The following is a 14,807-nucleotide window of genomic DNA, read 5'->3' as shown; positions in this document are numbered from 1 at the left end:
ACCCATCGCAGGCGTTTTTGGGGGCGCCGGCCGCGGAGCGACCCGAGCCATCGACGTGTTGCGCGGGACGCGAGATTCGGCCAGCGCTCCCCGTACAACTACCCGTAAGGTCTAATCCATGACCGGGCGGATAGGCATCGATGACGTCGCCCCCGAGATCTCGGGGGGACGCCACCCCGCGAAGGCGGTCGTCGGCGAGACCTTCCCGGTCTCGGCGACGGTGTGGCGCGAGGGACACGACGCGGTCGCGGCGACCCTCGCCGTGCGCGGGCCGGAGTCGAACGCCACCATTCGGATCCCGATGTCCCCCGGCCCGTTACCTGACACGTTCGCGGCGGTGTTCACGCCCACCGGTGTCGGGGCGTGGAGCTTCCGGGTCGAGGGCTGGAGCGATCCGATCTCCACCTGGCGGCACAACGTGGAGGCCAAACTGTCGGTCGGCCAGGGCGCCGCCGAGCTGGCCAACGACCTCGAGATCGGGGCCCGCCTGTTCGAGCGGGCCGCCAGGGCCGTGCCGCGAGGGGACCGACCGCGGTGCGCCGCGGTCGCCGCCGCCCTGCGCAGCGATCAGCAGCTGCCTGCCCGGGTCGCTCCCGCCTTCGCGGCAGACATCGCCGAACTGCTGCGCGTGTACCCGCTGCGCGACCTGGTCACCAAGGGCCGCAGCATCCCGGTCTGGGTCGACCGCAAACGCGCCCTCGTCGGCGCCTGGTACGAGTTCTTCCCCCGCTCGACCGGCGGCCGCGACGCCGACGGCACCCCGAGGCACGGCACCTTCGCGACCGCGGCGGACGACCTGCCGCGCATCGCCGCGATGGGCTTCGACGTCGTCTACCTGCCGCCGATCCACCCGATCGGCCGGGTGAACCGCAAGGGGCCGAACAATTCGCTGACCCCGGCCCCCGACGACGTCGGTTCGCCGTGGGCGATCGGCGCGGAGGAGGGCGGCCACGACGCCGTGCACCCCCGCCTGGGCACCGTCAAGGACTTCAAGAACTTCGTCGCAAGGGCTCGCCGCCTGCGGCTCGAGGTCGCGCTCGACCTGGCCCTGCAGTGCGCGCCCGATCACCCGTGGGCACAGCAGCATCCGGAGTGGTTCACGGTGCTGCCAGACGGCACCATCGCGTACGCCGAGAACCCGCCGAAGAAGTACCAGGACATCTACCCGGTCAACTTCGACGACGACCCCGAGGGCATCTACGCCGAGGTGCTGCGGGTGGTGCGGTTCTGGATCAAGAACGGCGTCAAGATCTTTCGGGTCGACAACCCGCACACCAAGCCACCGGACTTCTGGGAGTGGCTGATCGCGGAGGTGAAGCGGTCAGATCCGGACGTGCTGTTCCTCTCCGAGGCCTTCACCCGTCCCGCCCGGATGTACGGCCTGGCCAAACGCGGATTCACCCAGTCCTACACCTACTTCACCTGGCGGGTGAACAAGCACGAGCTCACCGAGTTCGGGCTCGAGATCGCGCGCAAGGCCGACGAGGCCAGGCCGAACCTGTTCGTCAACACCCCGGACATCCTGCACGAGAGCCTGCAGCAGGGCGGTCCCGGCATGTTCGCGCTGCGCGCCGCACTGGCCGCGACGCTGTCGCCGACCTGGGGCGTCTACTCCGGATACGAACTGTACGAACATGTTCCGCTGCACCCGGGCAGCGAGGAGTACCTCGACTCCGAGAAGTACGAGCTGCGCCCCCGCGACTTCGACGGCGCGCGCGCCAGGGGTGAGTCGCTTGAGCCCTGGCTGGCCACCCTGAACCGGATCCGCCGCGCCCACCCCGCGCTGCAGCAGCTGCGCAACATCACGTTCCACCACACCGACAACGACGCGCTGATCGCGTACTCCAAGTTCGACCCGACCACCGGCGACGCCGTACTGACGATCGTGAACCTCAACCCCTACGGGGCGGAGCAGGGCACCATCTGGCTCGACATGCCTGCTCTCGGGCGCGACTGGCAGGATCACCTGACCGTGCTGGACGAGGTCACCGGCGAGCAGTACCAGTGGGGCCAGGCCAATTTCATCCGACTCGAACCCTGGCGCGCGGTGGCCCACATCCTCGCGCTGCCCGCCGTCCCCTACCCCGCGCGGATACCCCTCGCCCACCGCGCGCCGACGACATGAGCGCGGATCGGGTCGCGCAGGTCGCGGCGCCCGCACCCACCGACCTGGCCAGGCTCGCCGAGGGCACCCACCACAACCCGCACTCGGTCCTCGGTGCACACTCGCGTCCCGGCGGTACCGTGATCCGGGCGTTGCGCCCCAACGCGCACGAGGTGTCGGCCCGCATCGGGGGCGTCGACCACCCCCTGCAGCCGGTCTCCGACGGTCTGTTCAGCGCGGTCGTGCCCGTCGAGGACCTCATCGACTACCGGCTGGTGGTCGAGTATCCCGGCGGACACACCATCGTCACCGCGGACGGCTACCGGTTCCTGCCGACCCTCGGGGAACTCGACATGCACCTGTTCGGCGAGGGCAGACACGAACGGCTGTGGGAGATCCTCGGCGCGCACCCACGCAGCTACACCACCCCGGACGGCGAGGTGGCAGGCACCTCCTTCGCGGTGTGGGCGCCCTCGGCGCGGGGCGTCGCGGTGATCGGCGACTTCGACGGCTGGGGCGGGCGCACCGCGCCGATGCGCATGCTCGGGTCCAGCGGCGTCTGGGAGGTGTTCGTCCCCGGTGTCGGCCCCGGCGAGCTGTACAAGTTCCTGGTGCACGGCAGCGACGGCTCCGTCCGGGAGAAGGCCGACCCGATGGCGTTCGCCACCGAGGTGCCGCCGCGCACGGCCTCGGTGGTCGGCGTGAGCACGCACCGGTGGGCCGACGCCGAATGGATGGCCGTCCGCGCGCGCACCGACCCGAACCTGGCCCCGATGAGCGTGTACGAGGTGCATCTGGGGTCCTGGCGTCCCGGCCTGAGCTATCTCGAGCTCGCCGAGCAGCTGTCCGCCTATGTCGTCGAGCAGGGGTTCACCCATGTCGAACTGCTCCCGGTGGCCGAGCACCCGTACGGCGGATCCTGGGGCTACCAGGTCACGTCCTACTACGCCCCGACCGCCCGGTTCGGCTCCCCCGACGACTTCCGCGCCTTCGTGGACCGGATGCACCTCGCCGGCATCGGTGTCATCGTCGACTGGGTGCCCGCGCACTTCCCGAAGGACGACTGGGCGCTGGCCCGGTTCGACGGCGCCCCGCTCTACGAGCACGCCGATCCCCATCGCGGCGAGCAATTGGACTGGGGCACCTACGTCTTCGACTTCGGTCGGCGGGAGGTGCGCAACTTCCTCGTCGCCAACGCGCTGTTCTGGATCGAGGAGTTCCACATCGACGGGCTGCGCGTGGACGCGGTCGCCTCGATGCTCTACCTCGACTACTCGCGACCCGACGGCGGCTGGACCCCGAACATCCACGGTGGGCGGGAGAACCTGGAGGCCGTGGCGTTCCTTCAGGAGATGAACGCGACCGTGCACCGACAGCACCGCGGCGTCGTCACCATCGCGGAGGAGTCCACCGCGTGGCCGGGCGTCACCCGCACCACCAATGTCGGGGGCCTCGGATTCAGCATGAAGTGGAACATGGGCTGGATGCACGACACCCTCGGCTACCTCGGCCGAGACCCCGTGCATCGCAGCTTCCACCACCACGAGATCACGTTCTCGCTGATGTACGCGTGGAGCGAGTGCTACCTGCTCCCCATCAGCCACGACGAGGTGGTGCACGGCAAGGGCACGCTGTGGACCCGGATGCCCGGCGACGACTTCGCCAGGGCCGCAGGCCTGCGCACCCTGCTGGCGTACATGTGGTCGCACCCCGGCAAGCAGCTGCTGTTCATGGGTCAGGAGTACGGCCAGCGCACCGAGTGGTCGGAGGAGCGCGGGCTCGACTGGCATCAGCTGGACGAGGGATACGTCGGCGAGCTGCACCGCGGGATCCTCGCGCTGGTCCGCGATCTCAACGCCACCTATCGGCGCCACCCGGCGCTGTGGACGCTGGACAACTCCCCAGGCGGGTACTCCTGGATCGACGCCAACGACACCGAGAACAACGTGCTCAGTTTCCTGCGGTACGGGTCCGACGGGTCGATCGTGGCGTGCCTGTTCAACTTCTCCGGCTCCGCTCACTCGGAGTACCGGGTCGGCCTGCCCGAGCCCGGCCGGTGGGTCGAGATCCTCAACACCGATGCCGACGCCTATCGCGGCGCCGGGATGGGTAATTTCGGAGCCGTGGACGCGACACTGCAGCCCTGGCACGGACGACCGGCGTCCGCGTCGGTCGCGCTGCCCCAGAACGGTGCGATCTGGCTGAGCCTGGAGCGTGGCTGATGCGCCGTCGCCCCGTGCTCGCCTTCGCCTCGCTCGTCGCACTCGCGACGCTCGTCGCTGGCTGCTCCGGGGCGATCGACGGCCGCGCCGTGTCGATCTACGACAATCCGTTCACGGTGGCGGGCCTGCCCGCGACCTCCGGCCCCAGCGGCCCCCGCGAGGGCGTGCCCGACGCCCGGCTCCCGGTTCGCGGCGCCGACGGCTCCGCGGCCGACGTGCTGGCCACCAACGCCGTGGACGACATCGCGGACTTCTGGCAGTCCGAGTACCCCCGGGTGTTCAGCGGCGACTTCAGGCCCGTCACCGACCTGCTCTCCTGGGACCCGGATGCGGATCGCGCGCAGGCTCCGACGTTCTGCGGCGACAACACCCACGGCTTCGCCAACGCCGGCTACTGCACCCGCGACGGCTCCATCGGCTGGGACCGCACCGTGCTGCTGCCCTCGCTCATCGAGACCTTCGGCCCGATGTCCGTGGTGATGGTCATGGCGCACGAGTACGGGCACGCGGTCCAGTACGCGTCGGGACTCGCGGGCGATGACGACCTGACACTGGTGCTCGAGCAGCAGGCGGACTGCTTCGCCGGGGCCTACATGCGGCACGTCGCGGAGGGCGATTCGAAGCACTTCACGCTCAACACATCCGACGGGCTCAACTCGGTGATGGCGGCGATGGTCGCGGTGCGCGACAGCGACCCGAACGACCCGGAATCGGTGCACGGCTCGGCCTTCGAGCGGATCACCGCGTTCCAGATCGGCTTCACGGACGGCGCCAAGTCCTGCACGAAAATCGACGAGGCCGACGTGGTGTCCAGGCAAGCCGAGCTGCCCCAGCAGTTCACCACCGAGGGCGACACCGGCGAGATGCCGGTCACCGAGGAGTCCGTGCGGCTGACGGTGGACTCGCTGCAGGCGCTGTTCGACCTGCCGGCAAAGCCGTCCGTCGACTTCGCCGGAGCCGACACCGGGTGTCCCGACGCGGAGACCACCGAACCGGTCTCCTACTGCCCCGCGACGAACACGATCGGCGTCTCGCTGCCCGAACTGATCGAGCGCGGTACCCCCAACCCCGAGTCCGGTGACGAGTTCGCCTCCGACGTGCGCGGTGACTTCGGCGCCTACGTCCTGGTGGCCTCGCGCTTCACGCTGGCCGCGCAGGCGCACGCGGACAAGTCGCTGACCGAGGCCAAGACCGCGGTGCGGGCGGCCTGCCTGTCCGGCGCGTGGACCGCGGCGACCGCGGTGGGCAAGGCCGGTGGGCTGACGCTCTCCCCCGGCGACCTCGACGAGGCGGTGTCCGGGCTGCTGACCGACGGGCTGATGGCCAGCGACGTGAACGGGAACACCGTGCCGAGCGGCTTCGCCCGGGTGGACGCCTTCCGCTCGGGGGTGCTGGGCGGCGAGCAGGCCTGCGAGAACCGCTACGGATAGGTTCTAGTAGAGGGCGGACGCCAGCTTGCGGCGGGCCGCGATCACGATCGGATCGGCGGGGTCGAACAGCTCGAACAGCTCGAGCAGTCGGGTCCTGGCGGCGTTCCGCTCGTCGCCCGCGGTGCGGCGGATCGTCTCGATGAGACGGGCGAAGGCCGCCTCGGGCTGCTGGCTGTACAGATCCATGTCGGCCGCGTCGAGCTGGGCGGCCACGTCGGCGGGCTCGGCGTCGGCCCGCGCGACAGCGTCGGGGTCGAGGTCCTGCACGCGGGCGATGAAGCGGACCTGCCGGATCGCACCGAGCGCCTGCGGGTTCGCGGGCTCCGCGTCGAGGATCACCTGGTAGGCGGCCTCGGCGCCGGCCAGATCACCCTCGCTCAGCGCGGTCTCCGCCGCGACGAACCGCGGGTCCTCGGGCTCCTCGGCTTCCGCCTCGCCCTCGGACTGCTGCGGGCCGGAGAGCTTGCCCGCGGTCGCCTGCAGCACGGCGTCGATCCACTGTCCGAGCTGCGGCTCGTCGCCGTCGAAATCCGCCAGCGGGCGTCCCGCCGCGACCGCGACCACAGCGGGCAGTGCCTGCACGCCGAACGCCTGCGCGATCCGGGGATCGCTGTCGACGTTCACCCGGGCCAGCACCCACGACCCATTGCCTGCCGCGGCCAGCGAATCCAGAGTCGCGGAGAACACCGCGGAGGCAGGCATCGACGCCGCGACCAGCTCGACGACGACGGGGACCTGGGTCGAGCGGGCGAGCACCTCGGCCTCGAAGTTGGCCTCGGTCACCGCGACGACCGCCGCGGGCGCGGCACTCACGCCGTTCGCGGCCTGCGGGCCTGCGGGCGCGGCCTGCGCCCGTTCCTTGAGGGCGGACAGGTCCACCGCGCCGGACATGGCGGCTGCCGCCGCGGCCGATGGACGTGAGGGTCGGGAACCGGGTCGAGTCACATGTTCAGTTTGTCACGATCGACGGCTCAGCTCAGCGCGGGTGCCGGTTCCTTGGCGTTGTCGGCCGAGAGCTCCGCGAGGCGGCCCGTGCGCACGGCCCATGCCTCGAACACGATCGTGCCGAACGGCGGGACGCTCGCGACCAGCGCCCAGAAGGTGGTCACCAGCGACCAGGAGAGCTTCTTCGCGGTGACGATCGCCACCAGGACGTACAGCACGAAGACGGCGCCGTGGATGGGGCCGAAGATCTTCACGCCGATCTCGTTGCCGTCCGCGGGCAGGTACTTGAAGGCCATGCCGATCAGCAGGCCGAGCCAGGTGATCGCCTCCAGGACCGCCACGAAACGGAAACGCTTGGCCCACGTGCTGAGATCGAAGATGTTCGCCATGGGCCCCATTGTGCCCGACGTACTACGACACCCCGTAGTTGAGGCCGCGATCTCGACCGCGGGCGCCGCCCTCGGCTACCTACTGCTCGGGGACGCGGATGATCAGGGCGTCGCCCTGACCGCCACCGCCACACAGCGCGGCCACGCCGACGCCACCGCCGCGACGGCCCAGTTCGAGCGCCAGGTGCAACGCGATCCGCGCACCCGACATCCCCAGCGGATGCCCGATCGCGATCGCCCCACCGTTCACGTTGACCTTCGACTCGTCGAGGCCCAGTTCCGTGGTCGAAGCGATGCCGACGGCGGCGAACGCCTCGTTGATCTCCACCAGGTCCAGGTCCTTCGGATCGATGCCCTCCTTCGCGCAGGCCTTGGCGATCGCGCGCGCCGGCTGCGACTGCAGCGTCGAGTCGGGGCCGGCCACCACGCCGTGCGCGCCGATCTCGGCGATCCAGCTCAGGCCCAGCTCCTGCGCCTTGGTCTTGCTCATCACGACCACCGCGGCGGCGCCGTCCGAGATCTGCGAGGCCGAGCCCGCGGTGACGGTGCCGTCCTTGCTGAACGCGGGACGGAGCTTGCCGAGCGACTCGACCGTGGTGTCGGCGCGGATGCCCTCGTCCTCGGCGAACACGACCGGCTCGCCCCTGCGCTGCGGGATCGACACGGGGACGACCTCAGCCTCGAAGAGCCCGTCCTTCCAGGCCCGCGCCGCGTTCTGGTGCGAGGCCGCCGCGAACGCGTCCTGCGCCTCACGACTGATCCGCTGGTCGTCGGCCTGGTTGCGCTGCTCGGTCAGGTTGCCCATCGGCTGGTCGGTGAAGATGTCGTGCAGGCCGTCGTAGGCCATGTGGTCGCGCAGGGTCACGTCGCCGTACTTGAAGCCCTCACGGCTCTTCTCCAGCATGTGCGGCGCCCGCGACATGGACTCCTGACCGCCGGCGACCACGACGTCGAACTCCCCGGCCCGGATCAGCTGATCCGCCAGCGCGATCGCGTCGACGCCCGACAGGCACACCTTGTTGATCGACAACGCGGGCACGTCCATCGGGATGCCGGCCGCCACGGCGGCCTGCCTGGCAGGCATCTGACCGGCGCCCGCGGTCAGCACCTGGCCCATGATCACGTACTGCACCTGCTCCGGCGCCACGCCCGCCTTCTCCAGGGCACCCTTGATCGCGATGCCGCCCAGATCGGATCCCGAGAAGTCCTTGAGCGAGCCGAGCAAACGGCCAACCGGGGTCCGGGCTCCGGCGACGATGACTGAACTGCTCACGGCTTCCTCCAACGGTCAACACGGGTGGTCAGCGACCAAAAGTCACATCCCAAAGAGAACTACAAAGACGGTAGCGCTACCGTCATCGACATGACGAACTCCGCTCCCAACGCTGCCGCCGCCGTACTCGCTTCCGACCTGGTGACGGCCATCGACCACGTCGGCATCGCGGTGCCCGATCTCGACGCCGCCATCGCCTGGTACGGCGAGCACCTCGGCCTGGTGTCCACGCACGAAGAGGTCAACGAGGAGCAGGGCGTCCGCGAGGCCATGCTGTCCGTCCCCGGTAGCCCGGCGGGCGCCACCGCGATCCAGCTGCTCGCCCCGCTCAACGACGACTCGACCATCGCCAAGTTCATCGCCCGCAGCGGCCCCGGCCTGCAGCAGCTCGCCTACCGGGTCAGCGACCTCGACGCGATCTCCGAGCGCCTGCGTGCCGGCGGCGTCCGGCTGCTCTACGACGCCCCGCGCCGCGGCACCGCGGACTCGCGGATCAACTTCCTGCATCCCAAGGACGCGGGCGGCGTGCTGGTCGAGCTCGTCGAACCGGCCGCAAACCCGGCACACTGATACTGCGCCAACCCCCTTTCAGCACAGTGGTTCGCCCGAGCGCGTCGACCACATCACACCGGAGCGACGGTAAGTTATGACCATGCCCAACGAGATCCAACTGCCCTTCAACATCGTGAGGAAGGGCTACGACCGCGACGAGGTACGCAACTACTTCGAGCGCTTCGACGCGGAACTCCGGGTCACCGCGACCGATCGTGATGCGGCGGCGGCGCAGGCCCGGGACCTCGCCCAGCAGCTGGAGGACTCCCGCGACGAGATCGACGACCTGCGCAAGGACGTCGACCGCCTGTCCGTTCCGCCGACCACCGCGGAGGGCATGAGCGAGCGCATCTCCCGGATGCTCCGCCTCGCCTCCGACGAGGCCTCGGAGGTGCGAGCCACGGCCCAGTCCGAAGCCGCCGAGATGGTGTCCATCGCCGAGCAGGACGGCGCCGCGCTGCGTGGCAAGTACGAGGGCCTGCTCGCCGAGCTCGAGGACCGCAGGAATGCCATGGAGGTCGAGCACACGCAGACCATGGCGACCGCCCGCACCGAGGCCGCTCGCCTCGTCGAGAAGGCACAGTCCGAGGTCGCCGCGCTCCAGGCGGACTCCGAGGCCCGGCGCAACGCGGTCCAGCAGGACTTCGAGATCACCATGAGCGAGCGTCGCACCAAGGTCGTCAGCGCGGTCAACGAGCTCGAGGCCACCAGCAAGGCCGAGGCCGAGCGCAGGCTCACGGACGCCACCAACGAGGCCCGCAGGCGACTGCAGACCGCCACCGAGCAGGCCGAGAAGCGGATCGCCCACGCGAAGGAGCTCGCCGAGGAGCTCCGCGTGCTCCGCGGCCGGGTCCTGGCTCAGCTCCTGGGAATCCGTGGACAGCTCGACTCGGTGCCCGCCATGCTCGCCTCGGTCAACCGCGAGGGCGAACTGCTCGACGGGGCGGGCGACTCGACCGGACGCAATACCCCGGACGAGGACGAGAGCGGCGACGACGCCCCCGAGGCGTCGGAGAAGTCCGAGGATTCCGCGAAGTCCGAGGAGTCGGTCAAGACCAACGTCGGGTGATCCCCCGCGACCCGCGCCCGTTCCAGCACCCGGTGTGCCAGTGCCTGCGGTCCTCGGCCCCGCCGAGTTCATCCGCAGGCCAGGCCACCAGGTGCGGGACCCCGGGCCGGATCTCGTGATCACAGCCGGGGCAGCGATAGGTCTTGGTGGCGCGCGACCCCGGCACCGGACGCACCAGGTACCGCTCGTCGTCGTATCCCGCAGGCCCCGAATCGATCCGCGACTCGTGGCCGCCGGCAGGCATCGGCCGGTCAGTGCGGTATCGCTGGTTCCGTCGGGGCATGACTACAGCCTAGATTTCGATCAGAACAGCCGGAACTCGGTGCTCTCGGTCCCCCGCAGTGCGTCGTAATCGAGTGTCAGGCAGCGGATCCCGCGATCCTCGGCGAGGGTCCGCGCCTGCGGCTTGATCTGCTGGGCGGCGAACACCCCGGTCACGGGCGCGAGCAGCGGATCGCGGTTCATCAGTTCCAGGTACCGGGTCAGCTGTTCGACACCGTCGATCTCACCGCGACGCTTGATCTCCACGGCGACCGAGGCACCGTCCGCGTCGCGGACGAGCAGGTCAACCGGGCCGATCGCCGTCATGTATTCACGCCGAACCAGGGTGTAGCCGGGACCGAGCGTTTCGACATGCTCGGCCAGCAGTTCCTGCAGGTGCGACTCGACCCCGTCCTTGATCAGGCCCGGGTCGACGCCCAGTTCGTGCGAGGAATCGTGCTCGACCTCGTGGATCGTGATCCGCAGCTCCTCGCCCGCCTTGTTGGTGACCACCCACAGCTGGGTGCCCTCCTCGCCGTCGTTCTCGACGAGCCAGCACGGCGGGCTCATCCAGTTCAGCGGCTTGTACGCACGGTCGTCCGCATGGATGCTCACCGAACCGTCCGACTTGACCAGTAGGAGCCTGCGCGCCTTCGGCAGGTGTGCGGTGAGACGACCGACGTAGTCGACATGGCAGCTGGCAATCACGAGGCGCACTCGGAACACCCTAGAGCACCCATCGGCGCGGGCCGCAGACCCGCCACGCCACGCCGGGTCGCGGGCCGGCCGACCCACTACGCTGAAGCGACCATGCCGCTCCCGTTCCGCTCGATCGCGCCGCTGGGCTCGCGGTTACTCGGCGCGCCGGACGAGAGCCCGCGCCACCGCCGGATCCGCGTCCAGGTGCTGCTGACCGCAAGTCTGGTGCTGTCCAACCTGATCGGCGCGCTGGTGGTCGGCGCGTTGATCACCATCGTCGTGCCCGGCCCGAACATCTACGACCTCGACTACCTGATCGTCAACGCGGTGATCGGTCCGGTCTACATCGCGCTGGCCGTCGCGGTCGGGGTCCTGTGGGGCACCCTCCGCGCGACGAAGGACCTGCGGTGGGCCATCGAGAACCGGGAACCGACCAGGGAGGAGGCCGCGGCGGCGCTGGCGATGCCGTGGCGCCTGACCCGGATGCAGGCCCTCCTGTGGGCCCTCGGGCTCGTCCTCTTCACGGTCAGCTATGGGCTGATCGACCCCGAGACCATCCCCAAGGTCGCCTTCACCATCGCCATGGGCGGGGTCACGGTCTGCGCGTTCAGCTACCTGCTCAGCGAGTTCTCGCTGCGCCCCGCGGCGGCGCGCGCCCTCGAGGCGGGCGACCCGCGCCGGGTGCGCATCGCGGGCGTGACCGGCCGCAACATGCTGGCCTGGACCCTGGGCACCGGGGTCCCGGTGGCGGGCCTGATGCTGATCGCCGTCTTCAGCTTCATCCGCCCCGACCACGTCGACGTGAATCAACTGGCGGTCTCCATCCTCGCGCTCGGCGCCATCACCCTGATCTTCGGGCTGCTGCTGACCCTGCTCGGTGTGGGAGCCACCGTCGCGCCCATCCGCGCGGTCCGGGCTGCCATGAAGCGCGTCGAACACGGCGAGCTCGACACCCGGGTGGTCGTCTACGACGGCACCGAGCTCGGCGAGCTGCAGAGTGGTTTCAACCGGATGGCGGAGGGCCTGCGCGAGCGCGAGCGCATCCAGGAGCTCTTCGGCAGGCACGTGGGCCACGAGGTGGCCGAGGCCGCCATCAAGCGCAATCCGGAGCTCGGCGGAGAGGAGCGCGAGATCGCGGTCTTCTTCATCGACCTGATCGGGTCAACCGAGCTCGCCGCATCCCGGCCTCCGAAGGAGGTCGTCGACCTGCTCAATCGCTTCTTCGACGTCGTGGTCGACGAGGTGGACCGACACGACGGCCTGATCAACAAGTTCGAGGGCGACGCCGCACTCGCCATCTTCGGAGCGCCCGCCGAGATCCCGGACCCCGCGGGCAGCGCGCTCGCCGCGGCCCGCGCCATCCGGGCCCGGCTCCTCGTCGAGGTGCCGGACTGCAGCGCCGCGATCGGGGTCGCCGCAGGCACCGCCGTCGCCGGGAACATCGGGGCCCGTAAGCGATTCGAGTACACCGTCATCGGGGATCCGGTGAACGAGGCCGCCCGGCTGTCCGAGCTGGCCAAGACGATCGACGGCGCGCTCGTCGCCTCCGATCGCGCCGTACAGCGCGCTGCGACCGCCGAGTCCCGGCTGTGGGAACTCGGCGACTCCGTGATCCTCCGCGGACGCAATGCCGCCACCCGCTTGGCGACCCCAACCCGGCCGACGCCATAGCGGGCTCCCCGTCGTGTGCTGAGCTGTCGGTGAGCTCTGGTACATGTGGGACATGGGTGTGACTGTCGACGAGTTCCTGACGATGTTGGAGACGCTGCCCGAGGCCGAGCAGAGTCGCGGTGGCGGCGACAGCTGGATAGCGCTCAAGGTCCGCGGCAAGGGCTTCGGCTACGTGTGGGAGAAGACGGAGACCGTCGGACTCAAACTGACGCTCGACGAGCAGATCGCGCTGGTGGCCGAGCGTCCCGAGGTGTTCGAGGTCCAGTTCACCACCAGCCAGTTCGGGTGGGTCGTGGTGCAGCTGGCGAAGATCGACGCCGACGAACTGCTGGAACTGGTCACCGAGGCCTGGTGTCTGACCGCACCCAAGCGACTCCTCGAAACACACGAGTTCGGCAGCCTCTACGACGAGTAGACCCGATGGCTGTTCCGGCGAGCATCAGCGAGACCAGATCGACCGGCCCGCACGGGCCCGGTCCGGCTGGTTGAATGCGGATCATGACACCCGCGCCGACACACGCCGAAGGAACCTCGTCACACACCCCCGCATCGCGATCCACCGGTGTCTCCGGTCGCGCACTCGCAGTCCTCGTCGCCCTCACCGCGGCCCTCGCCGCCGCGTTCGTCCTCGCTCCGCGCGTGCTGGCGGGGAGCAAGCCGGGCGGGGGCCTCTTCGACCAGGGAAGCCTGGTCGAGGCCGTCCGCGTGGCGTTCGTCGAGTATTGGAGTTCGGGCGACGGGGACTTCTCCCCCGGCATGGAGGCCGTTGTCGACTACTGGTTCCGGTATCACGTGGCGAAGGCCGTGATCGCCGCGATCCTGCTGACCGTGCTCGTCACGCTCGGCGTACTTCTCTGGAGGGCATTCCTGCGGGCCGGCGGCCTGGAAGCGGGAAAGCAGGCCGCCCTCGCGTCGGCAGGCGTGGTGGTCTCGATGCTCGCGCTGTTCTCGTTGGTGCTGGTGATGGCCAACGTCCAAGGTGCCGTCGCGCCGTTCTCCTCGCTGATGTCGATGCTGCCGGTCGGCGAAACCGATGGAGAGCTCGCGGTGACGCTCGGTCAGGTCAGGCAGCACCTGGCCGACCCACTGAGTGCGGGTGGCGAGGCCCCGCCTGCCCTCGAGGTGATGGTCAGCGACTTTGCTCGGTATCACGTGGCGATGGCCGCGATCGCCGCGGTCATGGCCGCCGTCCTCATCGGCCTGAGTGTGGTGTTCTGGAAACTGACCGGGGCAACGGGGGCGTCCGACAAGAGCACCAGGCGCGTGCTGGGGACGGTCAGTGCGCTCTCGGCGTTGTTGTCGCTTGGCGTGCTCGTCGTCGCGGTGGCGAACACGACCACCGCCGCGGATCCGGCACCGGCGCTCCTGGCCTTCCTCAATGGCGGGCTCTGAGAGAGCTCCCCTGCGAGGATGCTGTGATGATCCTCGAACATGCCGTCCTGCACGTGAAGTCCGGTCGCAGTACCGAGTTCGAGGCAGCCTTCGGCCTGGCCAGATCGATCATCTCGAGCATGGCCGGATTTCGGCGGCTCACGCTGTCGCGATGCATCGAACGCCCCGGCACGTACCTGCTGCTGGTGGAGTGGGACAGCCTGGAAGACCACGTCGAGGGGTTCAGGAAGTCACCGCACTACGAGCAGTGGCGCTCGCTACTGCACGACTTCTACGACCCCTTCCCGACCGTCGAGCACTATGAGCAGGTCGAATTCGCCGAGCGAACCACCAGCTGAGCTCTGCCCTGGCGTCGAGTGTGCAGTTGTCGGGGCATCCGCCGGGTGCGGAGGTCGGTAGGTGCACACTCGGCCGGCCCGCGGGCGGTGTCGAGTGTGCAGTTGTCGGGGCATCGGCCGGGTGGGGAGGTCGGTAGGTGCACACTCGGCGGTCGGGCCGGAGCTCACGGGTGCGTGGTGGTGTGGTGTGTTTGTCCCCTGGAAATGCGAAATGCCTCGCATCGCAGTCTCTTTCAAGACTGTGATGCGAGGCATTCGCAATTTATGTTCGGCGGTGTCCTACTCTCCCACACCCTGTCGAGTGCAGTACCATCGGCGCTGGAGGGCTTAGCTTCCGGGTTCGGAATGGGGCCGGGCGTTTCCCCTCCGCTATGGCCGCCGTAACTCTGTGAAATTTTCACACGGAACCTGGTCAGAAACCAAATCAGATTTGGATTCAATCTTCCGGTTCATGAAACAAAC

14 protein-coding genes and 1 rRNA gene are annotated in these 14,807 nt (G+C 69.4%); 9 read left to right on the top strand and 6 right to left on the bottom strand.

Annotated features, from left to right (window positions below):
• Positions 1 to 118 precede the first annotated feature (118 nt).
• From RM1_RS19805 to RM1_RS19795, 3 genes are read left to right on the top strand one after another with little or no spacing between them, the layout of a single operon-like run.
• Positions 119 to 2,125, top strand: a complete 2,007-nt coding sequence (locus RM1_RS19805) for an alpha-1,4-glucan--maltose-1-phosphate maltosyltransferase (protein ID WP_072753425.1) — start codon at positions 119 to 121, stop codon at positions 2,123 to 2,125.
• Positions 2,122 to 4,326 (top strand): 1,4-alpha-glucan branching protein GlgB, encoded by a 2,205-nt coding sequence (glgB, locus tag RM1_RS19800; protein ID WP_072753424.1) that lies wholly within the window; start codon positions 2,122 to 2,124, stop codon positions 4,324 to 4,326. The genes RM1_RS19805 and glgB overlap by 4 nt, the downstream gene beginning before the upstream one ends.
• Positions 4,326 to 5,756, top strand: coding sequence for a neutral zinc metallopeptidase (locus RM1_RS19795; protein ID WP_072753423.1), 1,431 nt, complete (start codon positions 4,326 to 4,328; stop codon positions 5,754 to 5,756). Before glgB ends, RM1_RS19795 begins: the two co-directional genes overlap by 1 nt.
• A 3-nt stretch (positions 5,757 to 5,759) precedes the next feature.
• Here RM1_RS19795 and RM1_RS19790 read toward each other — a convergent pair whose 3' ends face one another.
• The 3 genes from RM1_RS19790 to RM1_RS19780 form a co-directional block, all read right to left on the bottom strand.
• Positions 5,760 to 6,647, bottom strand: a complete 888-nt coding sequence (locus RM1_RS19790; protein WP_072753422.1) for a tetratricopeptide repeat protein — start codon at positions 6,645 to 6,647, stop codon at positions 5,760 to 5,762.
• 80 nt (positions 6,648 to 6,727) lie between these two features.
• Complete coding sequence (locus RM1_RS19785; RefSeq protein ID WP_037175514.1) at positions 6,728 to 7,090, bottom strand: DUF3817 domain-containing protein; 363 nt, start codon at positions 7,088 to 7,090, stop codon at positions 6,728 to 6,730.
• 79 nt (positions 7,091 to 7,169) lie between these two features.
• Positions 7,170 to 8,363 carry an acetyl-CoA C-acetyltransferase gene (locus RM1_RS19780; protein WP_072753421.1) on the bottom strand — a complete coding sequence of 398 codons (1,194 nt, stop codon included), beginning with the start codon at positions 8,361 to 8,363 and terminating at the stop codon, positions 7,170 to 7,172.
• Positions 8,364 to 8,453: 90 nt separating this feature from the next.
• On the opposite strand from RM1_RS19780, the gene mce reads away from it, so the two are divergent.
• Both mce and RM1_RS19770 read left to right on the top strand, forming a co-directional pair.
• Positions 8,454 to 8,933, top strand: a complete 480-nt coding sequence (gene mce, locus RM1_RS19775; RefSeq protein WP_072753420.1) for a methylmalonyl-CoA epimerase — start codon at positions 8,454 to 8,456, stop codon at positions 8,931 to 8,933.
• 82 nt (positions 8,934 to 9,015) lie between these two features.
• Entirely contained in the window at positions 9,016 to 9,984 is a 969-nt protein-coding gene (locus RM1_RS19770) for a coiled-coil domain-containing protein (RefSeq protein ID WP_072753462.1), read from the top strand.
• Here the strand turns inward: RM1_RS19770 and RM1_RS19765 are convergent.
• Together RM1_RS19765 and nucS are read right to left on the bottom strand one after the other, a co-directional pair.
• Positions 9,965 to 10,267, bottom strand: a complete 303-nt coding sequence (locus tag RM1_RS19765) for an Rv1322 family protein (protein ID WP_072753419.1) — start codon at positions 10,265 to 10,267, stop codon at positions 9,965 to 9,967. The genes RM1_RS19770 and RM1_RS19765 overlap by 20 nt on opposite strands.
• A 20-nt stretch (positions 10,268 to 10,287) precedes the next feature.
• Positions 10,288 to 10,962 (bottom strand): endonuclease NucS, encoded by a 675-nt coding sequence (gene nucS / locus RM1_RS19760; protein WP_027499760.1) that lies wholly within the window; start codon positions 10,960 to 10,962, stop codon positions 10,288 to 10,290.
• Positions 10,963 to 11,055: 93 nt separating this feature from the next.
• Between nucS and RM1_RS19755 the strand changes: the two genes are divergently transcribed.
• From RM1_RS19755 to RM1_RS19740, 4 genes are all read left to right on the top strand, one after another.
• Positions 11,056 to 12,615 (top strand): adenylate/guanylate cyclase domain-containing protein, encoded by a 1,560-nt coding sequence (locus tag RM1_RS19755; RefSeq protein ID WP_072753418.1) that lies wholly within the window; start codon positions 11,056 to 11,058, stop codon positions 12,613 to 12,615.
• Between the two features lie 52 nt (positions 12,616 to 12,667).
• Positions 12,668 to 13,030 (top strand): MmcQ/YjbR family DNA-binding protein, encoded by a 363-nt coding sequence (locus RM1_RS19750; RefSeq protein ID WP_072753461.1) that lies wholly within the window; start codon positions 12,668 to 12,670, stop codon positions 13,028 to 13,030.
• A gap of 83 nt (positions 13,031 to 13,113) precedes the next feature.
• Positions 13,114 to 14,007, top strand: coding sequence for a hypothetical protein (locus RM1_RS19745; RefSeq protein WP_218019730.1), 894 nt, complete (start codon positions 13,114 to 13,116; stop codon positions 14,005 to 14,007).
• 26 nt (positions 14,008 to 14,033) lie between these two features.
• Positions 14,034 to 14,345, top strand: a complete 312-nt coding sequence (locus tag RM1_RS19740) for an antibiotic biosynthesis monooxygenase family protein (protein WP_072753417.1) — start codon at positions 14,034 to 14,036, stop codon at positions 14,343 to 14,345.
• Positions 14,346 to 14,611: 266 nt separating this feature from the next.
• Here RM1_RS19740 and rrf read toward each other — a convergent pair.
• Positions 14,612 to 14,728: ribosomal RNA gene (rrf, locus tag RM1_RS19735) — 5S ribosomal RNA — on the bottom strand.
• Positions 14,729 to 14,807 lie beyond the last annotated feature (79 nt).

It is taken from the genome of Rhodococcus maanshanensis NBRC 100610 (assembly GCF_001894865.1).
GTDB classification, from domain to species: domain Bacteria; phylum Actinomycetota; class Actinomycetes; order Mycobacteriales; family Mycobacteriaceae; genus Rhodococcus_G; species Rhodococcus_G maanshanensis.
Note: the sequence above shows the minus strand (reverse complement) of the source record. Positions and strands in the feature narration are given on the sequence as shown.